17 protein-coding genes are annotated in these 19,722 nt (G+C 65.0%); 9 read left to right on the forward strand and 8 right to left on the reverse strand.

Features of this window, described 5'->3' with window-relative positions; translation table 11 throughout:
* Positions 1-309 precede the first annotated feature (309 nt).
* The 3 genes from BLP76_RS01050 (at position 310) to BLP76_RS01060 (ending at position 4,030) form a co-directional block, all read left to right on the forward strand.
* Positions 310-1,281: a TAXI family TRAP transporter solute-binding subunit gene (locus tag BLP76_RS01050; RefSeq protein WP_092809042.1), complete on the forward strand. Its 972-nt coding sequence runs from the start codon at positions 310-312 to the stop codon at positions 1,279-1,281.
* A gap of 50 nt (positions 1,282-1,331) precedes the next feature.
* Positions 1,332-3,101 (forward strand): TRAP transporter permease, encoded by a 1,770-nt coding sequence (locus BLP76_RS01055; protein WP_092809043.1) that lies wholly within the window; start codon positions 1,332-1,334, stop codon positions 3,099-3,101.
* Positions 3,102-3,226: 125 nt separating this feature from the next.
* The gene (locus BLP76_RS01060; RefSeq protein WP_200170483.1) at positions 3,227-4,030 is read left to right on the forward strand and encodes a DUF1206 domain-containing protein; all 804 of its coding nucleotides are present in this window, start codon (positions 3,227-3,229) and stop codon (positions 4,028-4,030) included.
* Between the two features lie 86 nt (positions 4,031-4,116).
* On the opposite strand, the gene BLP76_RS19220 is transcribed toward BLP76_RS01060, so the two are convergent.
* The 3 genes from BLP76_RS19220 to BLP76_RS01075 form a co-directional block, all read right to left on the reverse strand.
* The gene (locus tag BLP76_RS19220) at positions 4,117-4,548 is read right to left on the reverse strand and encodes a BA14K family protein (protein WP_092809044.1); all 432 of its coding nucleotides are present in this window, start codon (positions 4,546-4,548) and stop codon (positions 4,117-4,119) included.
* 150 nt (positions 4,549-4,698) lie between these two features.
* Complete coding sequence (locus BLP76_RS01070; RefSeq protein ID WP_092809045.1) at positions 4,699-5,889, reverse strand: acetyl-CoA C-acyltransferase; 1,191 nt, start codon at positions 5,887-5,889, stop codon at positions 4,699-4,701.
* 116 nt (positions 5,890-6,005) lie between these two features.
* Positions 6,006-7,682 carry an acyl-CoA synthetase gene (locus BLP76_RS01075; RefSeq protein ID WP_092809046.1) on the reverse strand — a complete coding sequence of 559 codons (1,677 nt, stop codon included), beginning with the start codon at positions 7,680-7,682 and terminating at the stop codon, positions 6,006-6,008.
* Between the two features lie 147 nt (positions 7,683-7,829).
* On the opposite strand from BLP76_RS01075, the gene BLP76_RS01080 reads away from it, so the two are divergent.
* The 6 genes from BLP76_RS01080 (at position 7,830) to BLP76_RS01105 (ending at position 14,337) form a co-directional block, all read left to right on the forward strand.
* Complete coding sequence (locus BLP76_RS01080; protein ID WP_092809047.1) at positions 7,830-8,870, forward strand: AraC family transcriptional regulator; 1,041 nt, start codon at positions 7,830-7,832, stop codon at positions 8,868-8,870.
* A 227-nt stretch (positions 8,871-9,097) separates the two neighbouring features.
* The gene (osmF, locus tag BLP76_RS01085) at positions 9,098-10,006 is read left to right on the forward strand and encodes a glycine betaine ABC transporter substrate-binding protein OsmF (RefSeq protein ID WP_092809048.1); all 909 of its coding nucleotides are present in this window, start codon (positions 9,098-9,100) and stop codon (positions 10,004-10,006) included.
* Positions 9,969-11,165 carry an ABC transporter permease gene (locus BLP76_RS01090; RefSeq protein WP_207145298.1) on the forward strand — a complete coding sequence of 399 codons (1,197 nt, stop codon included), beginning with the start codon at positions 9,969-9,971 and terminating at the stop codon, positions 11,163-11,165. The genes osmF and BLP76_RS01090 overlap by 38 nt, the downstream gene beginning before the upstream one ends.
* Positions 11,162-12,100, forward strand: coding sequence for an ABC transporter ATP-binding protein (locus tag BLP76_RS01095; RefSeq protein ID WP_092809049.1), 939 nt, complete (start codon positions 11,162-11,164; stop codon positions 12,098-12,100). Before BLP76_RS01090 ends, BLP76_RS01095 begins: the two co-directional genes overlap by 4 nt.
* Positions 12,097-12,831: an ABC transporter permease gene (locus BLP76_RS01100; protein ID WP_092809050.1), complete on the forward strand. Its 735-nt coding sequence runs from the start codon at positions 12,097-12,099 to the stop codon at positions 12,829-12,831. Before BLP76_RS01095 ends, BLP76_RS01100 begins: the two co-directional genes overlap by 4 nt.
* Before the next feature lie 45 nt (positions 12,832-12,876).
* Positions 12,877-14,337 carry an AMP nucleosidase gene (locus BLP76_RS01105; RefSeq protein ID WP_092809051.1) on the forward strand — a complete coding sequence of 487 codons (1,461 nt, stop codon included), beginning with the start codon at positions 12,877-12,879 and terminating at the stop codon, positions 14,335-14,337.
* An 88-nt stretch (positions 14,338-14,425) separates the two neighbouring features.
* On the opposite strand, the gene BLP76_RS01110 is transcribed toward BLP76_RS01105, so the two are convergent.
* From BLP76_RS01110 to BLP76_RS01130, 5 genes are all read right to left on the reverse strand, one after another.
* Positions 14,426-15,139 carry an HAD-IA family hydrolase gene (locus BLP76_RS01110; protein WP_092809052.1) on the reverse strand — a complete coding sequence of 238 codons (714 nt, stop codon included), beginning with the start codon at positions 15,137-15,139 and terminating at the stop codon, positions 14,426-14,428.
* 49 nt (positions 15,140-15,188) lie between these two features.
* Positions 15,189-17,255, reverse strand: coding sequence for an NADH:flavin oxidoreductase (locus tag BLP76_RS01115; protein WP_092809053.1), 2,067 nt, complete (start codon positions 17,253-17,255; stop codon positions 15,189-15,191).
* Between the two features lie 89 nt (positions 17,256-17,344).
* Positions 17,345-18,073 carry an amino acid ABC transporter ATP-binding protein gene (locus BLP76_RS01120; RefSeq protein WP_092810013.1) on the reverse strand — a complete coding sequence of 243 codons (729 nt, stop codon included), beginning with the start codon at positions 18,071-18,073 and terminating at the stop codon, positions 17,345-17,347.
* Between the two features lie 43 nt (positions 18,074-18,116).
* Positions 18,117-18,959: an amino acid ABC transporter permease gene (locus BLP76_RS01125; RefSeq protein WP_092809054.1), complete on the reverse strand. Its 843-nt coding sequence runs from the start codon at positions 18,957-18,959 to the stop codon at positions 18,117-18,119.
* Positions 18,956-19,702, reverse strand: a complete 747-nt coding sequence (locus BLP76_RS01130; RefSeq protein ID WP_092809055.1) for an amino acid ABC transporter permease — start codon at positions 19,700-19,702, stop codon at positions 18,956-18,958. Before BLP76_RS01130 ends, BLP76_RS01125 begins: the two co-directional genes overlap by 4 nt.
* Between the last annotated feature and the right edge of the window lie 20 nt (positions 19,703-19,722).

Genomic DNA, 19,722 nt, shown 5'->3' on the forward strand with positions numbered 1-19,722 from the left:
ACCGTGAGAATGCTCACGTCTCGCGCGGCAGATCACGACGGTGACTTGCATTTCATTCGCCCGGTCAACGACATGCCAGAATTGTCGCAGGGCTTGTGGCGACCCCTTCCGTTCGTCCCCGAAGGCATCGTTGCGATGCGCGCGGAGAGACGGCGGAGGTGGATTGTCCTTCGTTTTGAACAGGAGACAGAGCGGCGGAATGCTGCCCGAAGCTTGCCGCGGCGGAGGGGATCGAATAGGCCTTTGCCGTCAGCCGGTTCGGCGTTGTCCAGAGCCGCATCAAGGGGAATTTGAAGGGGAGGATCGGACATGAGGAACAGAGCTGGATGGCGCGCATGGGCGGCCGGCGGAGCGCTGGTCGCGGCGGCCGTGATCGCTGGCGGAGCGCAGGCGGAAACCCGCATCACCTATAAGTCCGCAAAGGCCGGCACCTCCTATTATCAGATGGGCGTGGAGCTCTCCGAGGCGATCAAGCAGGGCACCGACGGCGATGTGATCCTGACAGTCGAGGAGAGCCAGGGCTCGGTCCAGAACGTCATGGAAGCGGCGGTTCGTCCGGGAAGCTTCATCTTCACCACGCCGCCGGCGCTGGTGGGCCTCGCCCAGGCCGGCAAGGGCGCCTTCGAGAAACGCCCGAGCGAGAAGTTCAAGGACGTTCGCGCCCTCTTTCCGATCCCCTCGCTCACCATGCATTTCGTCATCGCCGGCGACGAGGCGGTGCTGCCCCTGAGCGCGCTTGAAGGCAAGTCGGTGCTGCTCGGCAAGGGCTCCTTCGGCGCGCGCGAGGGCGAGAAATATCTCGAGCTCTTCGATCTCAAGGACAAGGTGACGATCGCCAACGCCGAGCTCGGCAATGCCGCCGATGCCCTGAAGAACGGGCAGATCGATGCCTTCGTGACCTCCGGCTCGTTTCCGGCTCCGAATGTCGTGGAGACGGCCGCGAGCGCCGATATCGGCCTCGTCTCCATGACGGATGAGGAAGTCGAAAAGACCGGCCGCACCCGCGCCGTCATTCCCGCAGGCACCTATGCCGGCGTCGACGAGGACGTGGTGACGACCTCGCTTCCGGTCATCGCCTATACGACGACGGCGATGGACGCCGACACGGCCTATCTGGTGACGAAGACGTTCTGGGAAGAAAAGGCGCGTCTGTACGAGACGGCACCGTGGTGGAAGGCGGTGTCACCCGAGCTTCTGTCGGAGGTCGAGGGTAAGCTCCACGAGGGCGCCCTGCGCTATTACGAGGAAGCGGGCATCGACGTGCCGGAGCAGCTGAAATAGCCGCACGGCTCGAACTCGAAATTTCCGGCGATTGACCGAAAGGCGAGCCCGTGGACGATCCGCCGGCGAAGCATTGGCCATGGGTGGCGCTCGGGCTCGTCTCGATCGCCTTCCATATCGGCCTGATCTTTTACGGACTTGCGCCGGCGCTGGCGGCGCGTCCGATCCACATGGCGCTCGTTCTGCCGTGGATGCTGATTTTGCCGGCGAAGACGCCCTGGCAGCGTTGGAGCGGCTGGGCGTTGAGCCTCCTCGGCATTGGCGGTTGCCTCTACATCGCCGCCAACGCCTCCGAGATCTCTGATCAGTATGGCTTCATCGACGGGCCCTTTCAGATGGGGCTCGCCGTGCTTCTCATCGCCGTGGCACTCGAAACAGCACGGCGCGCCATCGGCTGGCCGCTGCCGCTCGTGGCTCTCGCGACGCTCGCCTATGGGCTCTTCGGGCAATATGTGCCGGGCGAATTCGGCCATCCCGGCCTGCCGCTTGAGAGTTTTCTGGGAACGATGACCCTTGCCGAGGGGGGCCTCTGGGGGCAGCTCACCGGCGTTTCCGTCAATGTCGTCGCGATCTTCGTCATCCTCGGCGCAATGTTGAATGCGGGCGAGGCCGGCAAGGGTTTCATGAATGTCGCGACGGTGGTGGCGGGCCGGCTCAAGGGCGGCGCGGCAAAAGTCGCAACCTTATCCTCCGCGCTGTTCGGTTCGATTTCCGGCTCCGCCTCCGCCAATGTCGCCTCGACGGGCGCGATCACCATTCCGGCGATGACGAAGCTCGGCTATCCGAAATCGCTCGCCGGAGCGGTGGAGGCTGTTGCCTCCTCGGGCGGGCAGATCATGCCGCCTTTGATGGGCGCGGGCGCCTTCGTCATGGTCGAGCTGACCGGCACGCCCTACACGCAGATCATGGCGGCCGCGCTGCCGCCCGCGATCCTCTATTTTCTGACCGTGTGGGTGGGCGTCGACGCCTTTGCCACGCGCTACGATCTGCGCCCGGTGGAATCTGCCGACCAGCCGGAGCGGCGTGAGGCATTGATCACCTCGATGTTTTTTGCCGTGCCGTTTCTGGCGCTGCTGGCTGCGATTTTCGGGGCGGGCTTCACGCCGCAATATGCCGCCTCCGTCGCCATTCTGGCGGCCACGATCCTGCTCTTCTTCGATGTGCGCCTGCGCTTTTCCTTCCGCCATTTCGGCGACAGGCTGGCGATCGCCGCCGTGACGGCGGGGCGCCAGGTGGCGATGATCGGCTCCATCATCATCTGCGCCTCGATCGTCATCGGCGTTCTGTCCTTGACCGGGCTCGGCGTGAAGGTGACGTCGACCATCCTCTCCGTTGCCAACGATTCCTTATGGCCGGCGCTTCTCCTGACGGCGCTCGCCTGCCTCATTCTCGGCATGGAGGTGCCGACGACGGCCGCCTATGTCATCTGCATTTCCGTCGCCGGTCCGGCCCTTGCCGCCCTCGGGCTGAAGCCGCTCGTCGCGCATCTCTTCGTCTTCTGGTTTGCCCTGTTGTCGACGATCACGCCGCCCGTGTGCGGTGCCGTCTTCATCGCCGCCGGGATGATCGGCGAGAACTGGCTGAAGGTCGCGGGAAAGGCGATGCTTCTCGGCATCGGGCTTTACGTGATCCCGCTCGGCATGATCGCCAATCCGTCGCTGCTCGCGCTCGGGGTGAGCCCGCTTGCAGCCCTTTTCGCCTTCGTGAAGGTGGGGGTGGGGCTATCGATGCTCTCTTATGGCATCATCGCGGCCCGCCCGCTGATGCTGCGCGCGCCTTTGGTTCTCGCGGGCGTTCTGTTCATTTTCGTCAGCGTGTGAAGGCTGCGAGCCGGTCGCGGCCCCTGGAAGATCAAGATGCTCTTCTCTCGGAACCGGCGTCGCCATGTGGCGTTGTCGAGGCGAAACCGAGGGGGGCGATCATCGCAGCGGAAATCTCGCAACAGTTGAAATGGGGCACGCGCGGCGGCTATGCGGCCCGCGGCGTCGTCTATCTGGTGGTCGGCATCCTGGCGGTCCTCGCGGCGGTCGGGTCAACGCAGGCGGAGAACACGCGCGGCGCGCTCCTCGAAATCCTGACGCAGCCGCTCGGAGATGTGCTGCTCGCGGTCGTCGGCATCGGTCTCGCCGCTTTCGGTCTGTGGCGCTTCGCCCAGTCGATCGGTGATCTCGACGATCATGGTAGCGATGCCAAGGGCCTGCTTCTGCGCTTTTTCCTGTTCTGCAGCGGCGTCATCCATATGGGCCTTGCCGCTTTCGTGGTGAGTTTGCTCTTCGCCATTGGCGGCGGGGGCGGCGGCTCCGGCGATCCGACGTCCGGCTGGCTGACCTGGCTCTTCGGCCAGGCCTGGGGACGCTGGGTCGCGCTCGGCCTCTGCCTCGTGCCGGTCGGTATCGGCCTTGCCCATCTCTATAAAGGGTGGTCCGCCGGCTACGAAAAATACCTCGATCTCGACCGCGACAAGATGAAGATGGTGAGACCCGTCTGTTCGCTGGGGCTGATCGCCCGCGGTGTCATCTTCATCGTGATCGGCGTTCTCGCCTTCTATGCGGGCGGCATCTACGACGCCTCGAGCGCGCCGGGCCTCGAAGACGCCCTCAGCTATATTCAGGGGCTGCCCTTCGGCACCCTCCTCTTGTTGCTGGTGGCACTCGGCCTCGTCGCCTTCGCCGGCTATTGCTTCGTGGAGGCAGCCTATCGCCGCATCCGCATGGGCTCGGTCACGATTTCAGACCCGACGCCTCAGTAAACCGCTGCCGAGCGCGCCGGCTCCCTTTTCCAAATCGCCGATAAATCCGGGCGGAGCATGTCTCCGCCCGAATGTTGCCGTTTGCCTCAGCGGCAGAGCCTGCGCGGCCCGTTATAGGGTCGGTAGGTGCCCGTGCGCGGGTCGAAGCTGCGATATTTCGACGAACAATAGGCATACCATTCGCGTGTCCATGGGCGCGGTGCGCCGTAGCGAACCGGGGGCGGCCCATAATAGGGCGGGCGTGGGCCCCATCCCGGCGGAGGCGGTCGGCGCCAACGTGGCGGCGGGCCATAGCGCGGCGGGCCATAGCGCGGCGGACCGTAACGCGGGCGGTAGTAGCGGGGTGGTCCGTAGCGCGGAGGTGGCGGCGGTCCCCATTGCACCGGCTGCACGATTTGTGCGGCGTCAGGCGGCGCGACCGCAGGGGCTGAAACCGGTGCCGCCGAGGCCGAGGGGATGCTCCAGGCAAGGCCGACGGCAAGACAGCAAATTTTGACCGTGAGGCTCTTCAATCGCATTGTTCACTCCCAGGTCTTGGGCCGGCATTATACGCCGTCTGCCGAGAGTGTTCCCGAGGTTTGTCAAAGCGAAGGCGCTTTTGACGCGCGCGGGGCCTGCACGCCGTTTTTTTGACCCCGTCGGAAAGTGGCCGATGCGGGCTGTCGCGCTCATGCCGACCGTTCGATCGCCATCGCCGTCGCCTCGCCGCCGCCGATGCACAAGGAGGCGATGCCCCGCCTCACATCGTATTGGCGCATCGCGGCCAGAAGCGTCACCAGAACGCGTGCGCCGGACGCCCCGATCGGATGACCGAGCGCGCAGGCGCCGCCATGCACGTTGACCTTGTCGTCCGGCAGGTCGAGATCGCGCATCGCCGCCATCGCCACGACGGCGAAGGCTTCGTTGATTTCGAAGAGATCGACGTCGCGCAGATCCCAGCCCGTGCGTTGGACGAGTTTCTCGATTGCGCCGATCGGTGCCGTCGGAAAGAGATTGGGCGCCTGGGCATGGGTGGCGTGCCCGGCGATCACGCCAAGCGGTGTGAGCCCGCGCTTTTCCGCTTCCGAACGGCGCATGAGAACGAGCGAGGCCGCTCCGTCTGAGATCGAGGAGGAATTGGCGGCCGTCACCGTTCCGCCCTCGCGGAAGGCGGGCTTCAGGCTTGCGATCTTGTCGATCCTCGCCTTGGGCGGCTGCTCGTCCTGGCGCACGATTTCTTCGCCCTTGCGGGTCTTCACCGTGACCGGCACGATTTCGTCTTCGAAACTGCCGTCGGCGATCGCCTTTTGAGACTTTTCAAGTGAGGCGATGGCAAAGGCATCCTGGGCGGCGCGGGTGAACTGATAGGCCTCGGCGCAATCCTCCGCGAAGGTGCCCATGAGGCGGCCCCTGTCATAGGCGTCTTCCAGGCCGTCGAGGAACATGTGGTCGATGACCTTCTGGTGGCCCATGCGGTAGCCGGAGCGCGCCCGGTCGAGGAGATAGGGAGCGTTCGTCATGCTCTCCATGCCGCCGGCCGCCGCCACTTCGGCGGAGCCGGCGAGGAGGGCGTCATGAGCAAGCATCGCCGCCTTCATGCCGGAGCCGCACATCTTGTTGACGGTGGTCGCCCCGGTGGCGAGCGGCAGGCCCGCGGCGAGTGCCGCCTGACGGGCGGGCGCCTGGCCCTGACCGGCGCTGAGGACGCAGCCGAAGATCACCTCGTCGATGGCCTCCGGCGTGACCCCGGCCCGCTCCAGCGAGGCCTTGAGGGCGGCCGCACCGAGCTCTGGAGCGGTGGCGTCCTTGAGGTCGCCCTGAAAGCCGCCCATGGGCGTGCGGGCGGCGCCGACGATGACGACAGGATCGGGATTGTGCATGGGATGTCTCGCTTTCTGAAGCGGGGCGTCGGAAATGCCGTGCGCCGCGGCGCACGGGCTGAGTTCGGACAAGAAGTGCGAAGGCCGGGCGCGGCAGCTCGGCTTGAGCCGCTGGTTCAGGCGGCGTCGCTGTCGGTCTTCGCCTTCTCGCGGTTGCGCAGCATGAAGCGCTGCAGCTTACCGCTCGGCGTCTTCGGCAAGGCCTCGGTGAACTCGATCTCGCGCGGATAGGCATGCGCGGAAAGGCGCTCCTTGACGTAGAGCCGCAGCTCTTCGGCTAGCTCCGTGGAGGCTTCCGTCCCCTCGCGCAGCACCACATAGGCTTTGACGATTTCGGTGCGCTCCGGATCGGGCTTGCCGATCACTGCCACCTCGATGACGGCCGGATGCTCGATGAGCGCGCTTTCCACGTCGAAGGGGCCGATGCGATAGCCCGACGAGGTGATCACGTCGTCGGCGCGGCCGACGAAGCTGATGCGCCCGTCCTCTTCCATCTCCACCGTATCGCCGGTGCGGTAATAGCCGTCGGCGATCGCCGGCGTCGGCTGCTGCCAGTAACCGGAAAACCAGAGAAGCGGCGAGTTGGCGATGTCGACGGCAAGAATGCCGGGCTTGTGCGCCGGCAGTTCGCGGCTTGCATCGTCGAGAACGGCGACGCGGTAGCCGGGCATGGCATGGCCGGCGGAGCCCGGATGCACATGATGACGGAGGCGGTGGTGGTTGTTCACCACCATGCCGAGTTCGGTCTGTCCGTAATGATCGTGGATCGGGGCATTAAGATACTCGGCGAACCAGCGGATGACCTCCGGGTTGAGCGGTTCGCCGGCGCTCGAGACGGCACGGAGCTGGCCTTTGACCTCGGCGGCGGCTTCGGGACCGGCGGCGATCAGAAGCCGGAAGGCGGTCGGCGAGCCGGCGAGGTTGGTGATGCCGTAGCGCTTGATGATGTCGTAGGTGCTCGCCGCCGTGAACGGCCCATCATAGAAGGTGGTGGCATGGCCGAGGACGAGCGGGCCGGTGACGGCGTAATAAAGGCCGTAGGCCCAGCCCGGATCGGCGATGTTCCAGAAGACGTCGTCCGCCCGCAATTCCACGGCATCGCGCATATAGACGAGGAAAGCAGCGAGCGCCTTGAGTGGCACCGGCACACCCTTGGGAAGACCCGTCGTGCCGGACGTGGACATCATCAAGAAGAGATCGTCGCCGCGGCGCATCACCGGCGCAAATTCCTCCGACTGGCGCGCCATGGCGCTGTCGAAGTCGATGTCGCCCGATGAAGAGGCCGTGCTGTCCTCGCCACCGATGCGCACGACCCGCGGAAGATCCGCAATCGCATCGAGCTTGCCGCGATTGGCCGTGTCGGTCACGACGAGGCGGGCATCCGACATTTGGAGCCGGTGCTCGATCGCTTTCGGGCCGAAGGCCGTGAAGAGCGGCTGGTAGACGGCGCCCGCCCGCCAGGTTCCGAGGATGGTGGCAAGGAGTGCCGGCGTGCGCGGCAGCATGCCGGCGACGACGTCCCCCGGCTTGACGCCTTCTTCGGTGAGGAGGTTGGCAAAGCGGGCCGAGAGCTTTTGCATCTGAGCGAAGCTGTAGGTCTCCTGACGGCCATCGGCGCTGATCCATTGAAGAGCGGTGCCTCCGCCTTCGACATGCCGGTCGCAGCATTCGACGCAGGCGTTGATCCCGTTCTCAAGATCGCCCGAGAGAAGCTTCGTAATGTCGTCGAGGCGAAATTTTGCGATCGCTTCGGCATAGTCGTCGCGATCTTCGCTGCCAGAAGGCGCGGCCATATCTGTCCTCCCTGAGTTCCTTTCCGCTGCGGCGGAGGAACCGTGTTCTTTTGTGAAGTCAGGTTAGCGATGAAGAGATATGGCGTACGATGACCGAATTGCTCTAATTTCGTGATCGGTTTTGCCACTTTTGGGGAGTGGGCTTGATTGGAACGGCGCATGATCGCCCCGTGTTTCGTCGAAGACGCGCTCGCCTGTCTCGACCGGCGCGGCATCGCGCGAGAGCCGCTCCTGCGCCAGGCCGGCATGCCCGCAACCGTGGTCGAGCCGGTCTCGGCCGAGCAATACGGGGCGCTCTGGTTGGCGGTGGCGCTTGCGGTCGATGACGAGTTCTTCGGCGAGGCCGCAAGGCCCATGCCGCGCGGCAGTTTCACGCTTCTTTGCCATGCGATCCTGTCGGCGAAGAGCCTGGAGCAGGCGCTGCGGCGGGCGCTGCGTTTTCTGCGGGTCGTTCTGGAAGACCCTTATGGCGAGCTCTGCATTTCAGACGGGCTTGCCGAGATCGTCCTGAAGGACCGGGCCGGCCCGCGCTCCGCCTTCGCCTACCGCACCTATTGGATCATGGTGCATGGGCTCTCCTGCTGGCTGATCGGGCGGCGCATTCCCCTGCGCCGCGTGGATTTTCGCGGGCCGCCGCCGCCGCACGAGGCGGAGTACCGGCTGTTCTTCGGCGCGCCGGTGCGTTTCGGGCAGCCGGAAAGCCGGCTCGTCTTCGATGCCGATTTTCTCAAACTCGCGCCGATCCGCAACGAGCGGGCGCTGCGCGAATTCCTGCGTCAGGCACCCGCCAATATTCTGGTGCGCTACCGCCATGATGCCGGGCAGGCGGCGCGGCTGCGCGAGCGCTTGAGGTCGATGCCGCCGTCGGCCTGGCCGGGCTTTGAAGAGCTTGCCGCGCAGATGCGTTTGCCCGCCTCCACCTTGCGGCGGAAGCTGCGTCTCGAAGGCCAGACCTACAACGACATCAAGGACGAGCTGCGCATGGCGGTGGCGACGCAGGAGCTTCTCCACGGCCATTCAAAGGTTGGCGAGCTTGCCGCCGATCTCGGCTTTTCCGAGCCGAGCGCCTTCCATCGCGCCTTTCGCCGATGGACCGGCAAGAGCCCGGGCGAATTTCGCCGCGAGGCCAGAAAGCCCGTGCCCCGATCCCCCGGCGAACCAGGCTCGGCAACGAAGAACACGCTCTGAAGGCGCGACGAATCCGCCGCAAACGCGGTTTCCGGCGCGACTTTTGGAGCTTCCATCATGGACAAGGCGTTCACCTGCGGTACCTAGCTGGTGGTTGACCGTTGGATGAGCTGCGGGGGACGAGGGTGCAATCCGGGGAGCTTGCTTCGAAGCTTCGGATTCTCTGGCGTTTCGCACGGCGTGCCGATGGTCGCGTCACCCATCGTCGGAGATTTCGGAGATCGTTGATGAAAACTCTTCTCGCCCTGGCTGTCGCGGCCGGAACGTTTGCAGCCAGTAGCGCCTCCGCCCAGGTGGTCGTCTCCTCCAAGATCGACACCGAAGGCGGCGTCATCGGCAACATCATCCTGGAAGTCCTGAACGATGCCGGCATCGAGACGGAAAACCGTCTGCAGCTCGGCGCGACGCCCGTGGTGCGCAAGGCGATCACCGCCGGCGAGATCGACATCTACCCGGAATATACCGGCAACGCGGCCTTCTTCTTCAACCGTGCCGACGAGCCCGTCTGGACCGATGCCGAGAAGGCCTACGACATGGCCAAGAAGCTCGACGGAGAGGAAAACGACATCGTCTGGCTGACGCCGGCGCCGGCCAACAACACCTGGGCCGTGGCGCTTAGAAGCGATGTGGCAGAGGAGAACGACATCACGACCTTCTCCGATTTCGGCAAATGGGTGACGGACGGCGGCGACGTCAAGCTTGTCGCCTCCTCGGAATTCGTGAACTCCGCCGCGGCTCTGCCGGCCTTCCAGAAGGCGTATGACTTTAAGCTCAATTCCGATCAGCTCATCGTGCTGTCGGGCGGCGATACGGCGGCGACGATCCGCGCGGCGGCGCGCGAGACGAACGGCGCCAATGCGGCGATGGTCTACGGCACCGACGGCGCGATCCAGGCGGCGGGCCTTCAGGTTCTGGAGGACGACAAGGGTGTGCAGCCGGTCTATCAGCCGACGGCGATCATCAGAAAACCCGTCCTCGACGAGCATCCGGAGATCGCCGATCTCTTGAAGCCCGTTTTCGAAGCGTTGACGCTCGAGACGCTGCAGAAGCTCAACGGCCAGGTGCAGGTCGAGGGCCAGCCGGCGGCCGATGTGGCCCATGAATTCCTCGTCTCGCACGATTTCATCGACGGCTGAGCCGGGCTTTGTGATCCCGCGTCCTGACAAGCTCGGCGCGCCCATGGGCGCGCTGCTGGCGGTCGCGCTCGCTCTGCCTTTGGCGAGCTACCGGGCGAACCGGATCGCGCTCGCCGAGGCGCGCGGGCTTTTCGAGGCGCTGCCCGCCGTCTGGGCCGCGGCGCTGCTCGCCTGCGCGGTCGCCACCATCGCGGTGGCGCTCTTCGTGCGCCCGCCGGCGATCCGGCTCGCCGTGCCGGCGCTCACGCTCCTTCTCTTGCTGATCGCCATCGGCGTTGCGGCGCGCATGTTGATGGCGAACGGCGCCGATTATGCGCGTGTGGCGCCGGGGACCGGCTTCTGGCTCGCAGGCTTCGCTCTCTCGATCCTGATCACCGATGCGATCGTCAGGCTGAAGCCCGGGCCCTTCCTGAGGCTCGGCGTGTTTGCGTTAGCAGCGGCCGCGATCGCCGCCATCCTCGTGACCGGGGAATGGAACGCCTTGTCGATCCTCGCCGAATATCGCGGCCACGCGGCGACCTTCTGGCGGGAGGGGGCGCATCATCTGCAGCTCGCCTTCGGCTCTCTCGCCGCGGCCATTGCCGCAGGTGTGCCGATCGGCATTCTGATCCACCGCTCCGAACGCTTGAAAGGCCCGGTCCTCAGCACCTTGAGCCTCATCCAGACCATCCCCTCGATCGCACTCTTCGGCATGCTCATCGTGCCCTTGAGCTGGGTGGCGGCGAATGTGCCGGGCGCCTCCGAAATCGGCATCCGCGGCATCGGCATGGCACCGGCTTTCGTGGCGCTGTTTCTCTATTCGCTGTTGCCGATGGTGGCGAACACGGCCGCCGGGCTTTCCGGCGTGTCGCCGAGCGTCACGGAAGCCGCCGCCGGCATGGGTCTGACGAGCCGCCAGCGGCTTATCTCCGTCGAACTGCCGCTCGCTTTGCCGGTCATTTTGACGGGCGTGCGCATCGTGCTCGTGCAGAATATCGGCCTCACCACCATCGCCGCGCTCATCGGCGGCGGCGGTTTCGGCACTTTCGTGTTTCAGGGGCTCGGCCAGACGGCAACCGACCTTATCCTTCTCGGCGCGCTGCCGACGGTGGCGCTGGCGTTTGCCGCCGCCGTCGTGCTCGACGCCGTCATCGACGTTCTCCCCGGAGCAAAGGCATGATCCGCATCGAAGGCCTCACCAAGGAATATGCCGGCAATGCCGTTGTCCGCGACGTGTCGATGGAGATCGAGGCGGCGACGATCACGGTGATCGTCGGCACCTCCGGCTCGGGCAAGTCGACCTTCCTGCGGATGATCAATCGCCTCGTCGAACCGACGAAGGGTGTGGTGGAGATCGACGGCACCGATACGCGTGAGATGAAGGCCTATGAGCTCCGCCGCCGTATCGGCTATGCGATCCAGGATCATGGGCTTTTTCCGCATTGGACGGTTGCCCGCAACATCGCCACCGTGCCGAAGCTCCTCGGCTGGGACCGCAAGAAGATCGACGCGCGCGTGCACGAGCTTCTAGAACTCCTGCAGCTCGATCCCGACGAGATCGCGCCGCGCTATCCGCACCAGCTCTCCGGCGGTCAGGCGCAGCGCGTCGGCGTCGCCCGCGCGCTTGCCGCCCGTCCCGACATGCTTCTGATGGACGAACCGTTCGGGGCGCTCGATCCCGTCATCCGCGCCAAGGCGCAGACCGATCTCAAAAGCATTCAGGACCGCCTCGGCTCCACCATCCTTCTCGTCACCCACGACATGGCCGAGGCGATCAGGCTCGGCGACCGCATCGCGGTGATGAGCGAGGGGCGGGTGGAGCAGCTCGCCCCGCCGGCCGAAATCCTGACCCATCCGGCAAGCGATAACGTCCGCAACCTGGTCGGCGACGACGACCGGCCGTTCCGCTATCTCTCCCTCATCCCGGTGAGCGAACGGACCGAGGAAGGAACCGCGGAAGGCACGCCGATTGCCGCCGATCGCTCGCTCTATGATGCGCTGGCGGAAATGATCTGGAGCGGCCGCGAGGTCCTGCCGGTGGTCGGTGAGGACGGGTCGGCGCGCGGTCTCGTGCGGCGAGGGGCGCTTCTCGATGCGGCGCGATCGGTGGCATGAGCCGGCCTTTCGTCTTTCTCCTGCGGCTTGCGCTCGTGGCGCTGGTGCTCGCCTTCCTCTTCGTCCCGGAGGCGTTCAGGCCGTTGCTTGAGCCCTTCGCACCGGTGGGCGCGCCGGCGATCTATGACCGCGCGAGCCTTCTCGACCTCACCATCTCGCATCTTCTGATCGTGGTGGCGGCGATCGTGCCGGCGACGCTCATCAGTGTGGCACTCGCGATCCTGGTGAGCCGGCCGATCGGTGCGGAATTTCTTCCCTTGTCGCGGGCGATCGTGAATATCGGCCAGACCTTTCCGCCCGTCGCGGTGCTGGCGCTTGCCGTGCCGGTCGTGGGCTTCGGCACTTGGCCGACCCTGATCGCGCTCTTTCTCTACGGGCTTTTGCCGATCTTCGAGAACACGCTCGCGGGCCTCACCGGCCTGCAGCCGGCGGTCGCCGAGGCGGCCAAGGGGACGGGCATGACCGGTCGGCAGAGGCTTTTTCAGGTGGAGCTGCCGCTCGCTCTGCCGGTGATTCTGGAAGGTGTACGCATCTCGCTCGTCATCGCGCTTTCGACGGCGACGATTGGCTCCACGGTCGCCGCCAAAGGCTTAGGAGAGGTGATCATCGCCGGGCTCAATTCCAACAATCTCGCCTTCGTGCTGCAGGGCGGCCTTTTGACGGGCGCGCTCGCCGTCATCCTCTATGACGGTCTCGGCGAGATCTCCCGCATGACGGCCGCCCGTAGCTAAACAGAGGCATCTTGCGATATGTCCTTCCCGGCGGAAGGAAGTGTGATGAAAGACGACAGAACAACCGACATAGCCGGCGTCGAAGACGCGCTGAACCGCCTCGAACAGCTCTATGACGGGGCCGTCCAAGAGCTGCGGGACGCCATTGCGCTCTTTGCCAAAGACGGAACGCCGCCCGATCCGGCGGCACGCGACGCGGGTCTCTTCTGCTATCCGGAGCTTCGCGTCAGCTGGGACGGGGCGCCGCCGCGCAGCTTCAAGCCGCGCGCCTATGGACGCTTCACGCGGCCGGGCGGCTATACGACCACAATCACGCGGCCGGCCCTTTTTCGCAATTATCTCGCCGATCAGCTCGCCATCCTGGCCGAAGATCACCGCGTGCATCTGAGCGTGCGCCCATCGGCCCAGGAGATCCCCTTTCCCTATGTCCTGGAGGACGGGGATCTCGTGCTCGACCGGGCGACGACGCTCGAAATGATCCGGCACTTCCCGACGACGGAACTCGCCTTGATCGGCGATGAAGTCTCCGACGGGTTGTTTGCCTCCGCCCAGGAGATCCCGCTGTCGCATTTCGATGCGTTGCGGACGGATTTTTCGCTGGCGCGGCTCAGGCATTACACGGGTACGCCGGCCGAGCACGTTCAACCCTTCATCCTCTTCACCAATTACAGCCGCTACGTCGACGAGTTCATCCGATGGGCGTGCCGGCAGGTGCGCGATCCGGAAAGCCCCTATGAGGCGCTCTCCTGCGCCGGCGGCAGCCTGGTGACGAAGGAGACGGAGGATCCGGAGCGGGCGATTTCCGAGCTCGCCTGGAAGAAGCATCAGATGCCGGCCTATCATCTGATCGGCTCGGGCCGTGCCGGCGTGACGCTCGTCAATATCGGCGTCGGGCCGTCGAATGCGAAGACGATCTGCGATCATCTGGCGGTGCTGCGCCCGCATGCCTGGCTGATGATCGGCCATTGTGCCGGCGTGCGCGAAAGCCAGTCGATCGGCGATTACGTGCTCGCCCATGCCTATCTGCGCGACGACCATGTTCTCGATGCCGTCTTGCCGCCGGATATCCCGATCCCGAGCCTCGCGGAAGTGCAGCGGGCGCTTTACGACGCCACCAAGCAGGTGAGCGGCATGCATGGGGAAGAGGTGAAGCTGCGGCTGAGAACCGGCACCGTCGTCACCACCGACGACCGCAATTGGGAACTGCGCTACACCGCCTCGGCGCATCGCCTCAATCAGAGCCGCGCCGTCGCCGTCGATATGGAGAGCGCCACGATCGCCGCGCAGGGCTACCGTTTCCGCGTGCCCTACGGGACGCTTCTCTGCGTCTCCGACAAGCCGCTCCACGGCGAGATCAAGCTGCCGGGGCAGGCGAACCGCTTCTACGAGGGGGCGATCTCGGAGCATCTGCAGATCGGCATTCGCGCGGTGGAACTCCTGCGCCGGGAGGGCGACAGGCTGCATTCGCGCAAGCTGCGCGCCTTCGACGAGCCGCCCTTCCGCTGATCGCCCGAGATCTGGTGAGCGCCCGAGATCCGGGTGGAGGCAGGCCGGCCGGAGCCGGCCTGCAGCATCGAAACGCGCGCGACCGCCTTTAGCGGTTTGCCGCGAAATCCTCGTCGATCGCATCGGCGAGTGCGGCGAGCGTCGGGAAATGGAAGTCCGGCTTCGTCACTTCCTTCGGCACCGGCGTTCCGCCGAAGCCTTCCTGCCCCTGCCGCCGCTCGATCCAGCAGACGGAATAGCCGAGTTCCCGAGCCACGCCGATGTCGTGATACTGGCTCTGCGCAACGTGAAGAATCTCGTCCTGCTTGTAGCCGAAGGCCGACTGGCGGCCGCGGTTGAAGTCGAAGAAGCGCGGATCGGGCTTTGGGATGCCCACCTCGTCGACCGTCACGCCGTCATGGAAGGGATGGCCGAGGGTGTGCGCGTAGCTCGTGAAGACGACGCGGTCGGTGTTGGTCATTGCGACGAGGCGGAAACGGGTGCGCAAGCGCTTCAGCGCCTCGACGGAATCGGGGAAGGCCGGCCAATTCAGAACGTGGGCCTGGAACCCGGCGGCCGCGGCCTCGCTGGTGTCGAGCCCGAGCTTGTCGGCGACATACCGATAGACCTCTCCCATGACCTGGCTGGCACGGCCCGGATAAATGTGGCGGGCCTCGATGTAGGGGACGAAGAGGTCGTCGTCGCTCAGGTCGCGGGCTGCCGGTCCGCCGAAGTTACGAAATCCGTCGAGCAGGCCCTTCTCGAAATCGATGAGCGTTCCGACGACGTCGAATGTGAGAACCTTGAAATGCGCGAAAGTCATGAGGCAGGTGTCCTTGAAAGTTGACAGGGAAAGAGGCTGCGACGCCCGCTCAAAGCGGGCTGCAGATGCGGACCGCGTCGAGCATGGCGGCGTGGATGTTGCGGCTTGAGACGGCGTCTCCGATGCGATGGAGTTCGAAACCGGCACCGTCGTGGAAGGGCTGCTTTTCCAGGCGGATGAAGGTTTCGATATCGGTCACGCCCTCGTTCTTCGAGGTGGAGCGCAGCTCTTCAAAGAGCTCGTTCATCGGGATGCTGCCCTGCTCGACGATCACCTGGTCGACGAGAACGGATGTCTCCTCGCGTGAGATCTCGTTGAGAAGAACGGCTTCGAGGCGGTTGTCCTTGCGGTGCACGCCCACGAGGCGCGTTTCTGAGACGGGCGCGATGCCGAGGGCGAGGAAGCGCTTCTTCCAGCGCAGCCTCTCCGCATAGGTGAGCTCTTCGCAGATCGTCCCATCGATCGTGGCATAGGTGACGTTCGCCCCGGCCTCCTTCGCCTTCTCGGCGGAAAGCGGCGCGGGATGACGCCCGGTGCCGTCATAGACGAGGACGTCGCGCCCGATCGGCACCTGGCCTGAAAGAATGTCCCAGGTGCTGACGCACAGATCGTCGCCTTCAAGAAGGTCGATCTGCGGCAGGCCGCCGGTGGCGAGAATGACGACGTCGGGGGCGAGCGCCTTGATGTCGTCGGCCTCCATATAGGCGTTCGTATGGATGCCGACGCCGAGGCGCTCAAGCTCCGCGACGCGCCATTCCACGATGCCGATGAGATCGCGGCGCCAGGAACCGGTCGCTCCGAGAAGGACCTGCCCGCCGACATCGGAAGCGGCTTCGTAAAGCTCGACCTCATGGCCGCGCTCGGCCGCGACGCGCGCTGCTTCGAGCCCCGCCGGGCCGCCGCCGATGATGACGATTTTGCGCTTCGGCCCCGTCGTCGGGCGGATGACGTGGCTCAGCTTCGTTTCCCGGCCGGTGACGGGATTGTGCAGGCAGGAGGGGCGGTAGGGCGACTGGCAATGGGTGGCGCCGATGCAGGGGCGGATTTCTTCTTCGCGACCGGCTGCGAGCTTGGCGACGAGATGGGGATCGGCAATCTGCGCGCGCGTCATCCCGGCCATGTCGAGCTTGCCTTCGGCAACGGCAAAGCGCGCCGAAGAGATGTCGGCGATGCGCGCGGCATGGAAGACCGGGAGACCGATCTCCGCCTTGAAGGCGCCGACCGGCTCGACCCAGGGTGCGAGCTTGGAGCCCATGCCCGGCATGTTCTCTTCCGCAAGCGCCCGCGTCGTGTCCATCGTGCCGTAGATGGCGTTGAAGAAATCGACGGCGCCTTCGCGCTTCAGAAGCAGCGCCGCCTCGACGCAATCGTCGAAGCTGAGGCCGCCCTTGGTCGCTTCGTCGACCACGTAGCGAATACCGAGCAGGAAATCGTCTCCGACCGCCTCGCGCATCGCCGTATGCACCATCAAGGCAAACCGGCAGCGGTTTTCCAGGCTGCCGCCGAAGCGATCGGTGCGCCGATTGGTGAGGGGCGACAGGAACTGGCCGATCAGATGTCCGGCGGCGAGCGTCTCGATGCCGTCGAGCCCGCCCTCCTTGCAGCGCCGTGCGGCGGCAGCATAGGCCTTCACGACACGCGCGATGTCGTGCTCGTCCATCTCCTTGGGGATGCTGCGATGCAAGGTCTCGCGCAACGGCGATGGGGCGATCGTCGGCAGCCAGTCGCCGGCATAGGGATCGCCGCGGCGGCCGAGATGCGTGATCTGGCACATGAGGGCCGCGCCTTCGCCGTGCATGCGTTCGCTGAAGCGCCGCAGATGCGGAATGATCGCGTCGTCGCCGACATTGAGCTGACGAAAAATGTTCGGGGAATCGCGGTCGACGTTGGACGAGCCGCCGAACATGGAAAGCCCGATGCCGCCCTTGGCCTTTTCCAAATGATAGAGCTGATAGGCCTCCTGCGGCATGCCGCCGGATTCAAGCCCGCAGGCATGGCTCGTGCTCATGATGCGGTTGCGGAATTCGACATGCTTGATGCGCAAGGGGCGCAGGAGCGGGTCCTTGTGGGCGGGGTCTCCTTGCAGCGGCGTTTGGCTGAGTGCTGTTGCGGACATCGGTTTCTCTCTCTGAGGCAGGCAAAGCGATCCCGTCGGCGCGACACGGGGTGTCACGCCGTTGCGACCGCGGCCGAGTGCGACGCGGGCTAGACGACTTGGCTAAGGAAGCGCTGGGTGCGCTCGTCCTTGGCGCGGGTGAACAATTCTTCCGGCGGACCGTGCTCCACGATCACGCCTCGGTCGGTGAAATACACGTGGTCCGCCACCTCCCGGGCAAAGCCCATTTCGTGGGTCACGAGGATGCAGGTCATGCCTTCGGCCGCGAGCTCCTTGATGGTGAGGAGCACTTCCTTGACGGTTTCCGGGTCGAGCGCGGCCGTCACTTCGTCGAAGAGCATCACGTCGGGGCGCATGGCGAGACTGCGGGCGATCGCCACGCGCTGTTGCTGGCCGCCGGAAAGATGGCCGGGATAGACGTCTTCCTTGCCGCCGAGGCGCACCTTCGCGATGAGGGCGCGGGCGCGCTCCTCCACCTCCTTCTTCGGTTCTTTGAGAACCTTCACCGGCGCCATCATGACGTTTTCGAGCGCCGTCTTGTGCGGGAAGAGATTGTACTGCTGGAAGACGATGCCGACTTTCTTGCGCAGTTCCAGGAGGTTGAGGTTGGGGTCGTTGACCTCCTGGCCTTCGACCTTGATCGAGCCCTGCTGGATGTTGTTGAGGCCGTTGATGCAGCGGATCAGCGTCGATTTCCCGGAGCCAGACGGGCCGATGATGCACACGACCTCGCCCTGGCGGACGTCGAAGCTGACGCCTTTCAGCACTTCGAGATCGCCGAAGGATTTGTGGACGTCGTGCACCTCGACGAGCGGCATGTCCGGCGTCCAGGCCGGTGCGTCCGCGCCAGGCGCTGTTTTCTTAGGTCTCGACAGCATATTTTCGCTCGATCGCTCGGGTCCAAATCGAAATCGGATAGATGTAGGCGAAGAATAAAAGCAGCAGGAACAGGTAGAACGGCACGAGGAGTTCCGGCCGCGCGCCCGCCGCTTCCATCGCCGCCTGCGCATTTCCGACGGCTTCGCGCACGCCGAGAATGGAGGCCATCGGCGTCGCCATGGCGAGCAGCGCGTACCAGTTCATCCAGGGCGGGATCGCCCGCTTCACGCATTGCGGCAGGATGATCCAGCGCAGCGTCTGACCGCGGGTGAAGGCGAGGCTTTCCGCCGATTCCCACTGCCCGCGCGGGATGGAGACGATGGCGCCGCGCACGATCTCGCTGACATTCGCCATCACCGGCAGCGAGAAGGCGATCGTCGCCTTGATCCAATCGGAGAGGATCAGGTTTCGCCCGCCCGGCAGCTCCACCTCGAAGGGGACGAGGAGCATGACGACGAAGAGGATGACGAGCCAGGGCGAGTTGCGGAAGAGATGCGTGATGATCCAGGCCGGCGCGCGCAGGAGGCGGCTATGGCTGAGCTGGAGCATGCCGAGCGCGATCCCGAGAACCGTCGCGATCCCCATCGCCAGGAAGCTCATCACGAGATTGAGGACGAAGCCTTTCAAGATGAAGGGCATCCACTCGATGAGCGTGGCGATTGCCGAGGGTGTCTGCGGCGCCGCGACGCCCTGAGCCTGTGCTGCGGCGAGGCTTGCGAGAAAGATGCCGAGAAGCAGGAGGCCCTGCCAGCCGCGGATCGCGCGACTGGGAAGAAACGACGACAGGGCTTCGGCGTCGATGCGGAAGGGGCGAACTGTCTTCATCGTCCGTACCCCGGCAGCGCCAGACGTTTTTCGAGCCAGTGCAGTCCGGCCGCGATCAGGCTGACGATAATGACGTAGAAGAGGAACAGGACCAGCATCATCTCCGGCACGTTGATGTTGTCCGACCAGACCTGATTGAGCGTGTAGGTCATCTCCGGAACCGAGATCACGTAGGCGAGCGAGGTCGTCTTCGCGAGGCTGACGAGGTTGTTGGTGAGCGCCGGCAGGCTGATGCGGAAGGCGAGCGGCAGGGTGATGTAGGCGTAGGTCTGCCAGCGCGAGAAACACAGGCTTTCCGCGGCTTCCGCCGTCGATTTCGGCACCGCCTCGATGCCTGAGCGGAAGATTTCGACGTTGAAGGCGCCACCGAAAATCCCAAGCGACAGGATCGCCCAGGCAAAAGAGGAGATGAGCGGCTCGTAATAGCCGCCCATATCGACCTGCGGGGTGAAGGCGCCGAGGCCGAAATAGAAGAACAGAAGCTGGATGAGGGGCGGCGTGTTGCGGAAAAGCTGGATGTAGCCGTTGACGACGCCCCTCAGGAGCCGTGAGCGCGAGGTTTGCACCCACGCGCCCAAAACCCCGATGACCAGGGAAAGTAGAATGGACCAGAAGATAAGCTGCAGCGAAATCGCGATTCCGGAGACGAAACGGTCGTATTCATAGCGATCGTAGAAGATGATGAAGTTGAGGCCGGTCTCGTCGTAGAGACGCTGGAACAAAGGTGCGATGAGGCTGAACAAGCTTATGCCCTGTAATTAAG

This window comes from Afifella marina DSM 2698, assembly GCF_900102695.1.
Lineage (GTDB): Bacteria > Pseudomonadota > Alphaproteobacteria > Rhizobiales > Afifellaceae > Afifella > Afifella marina.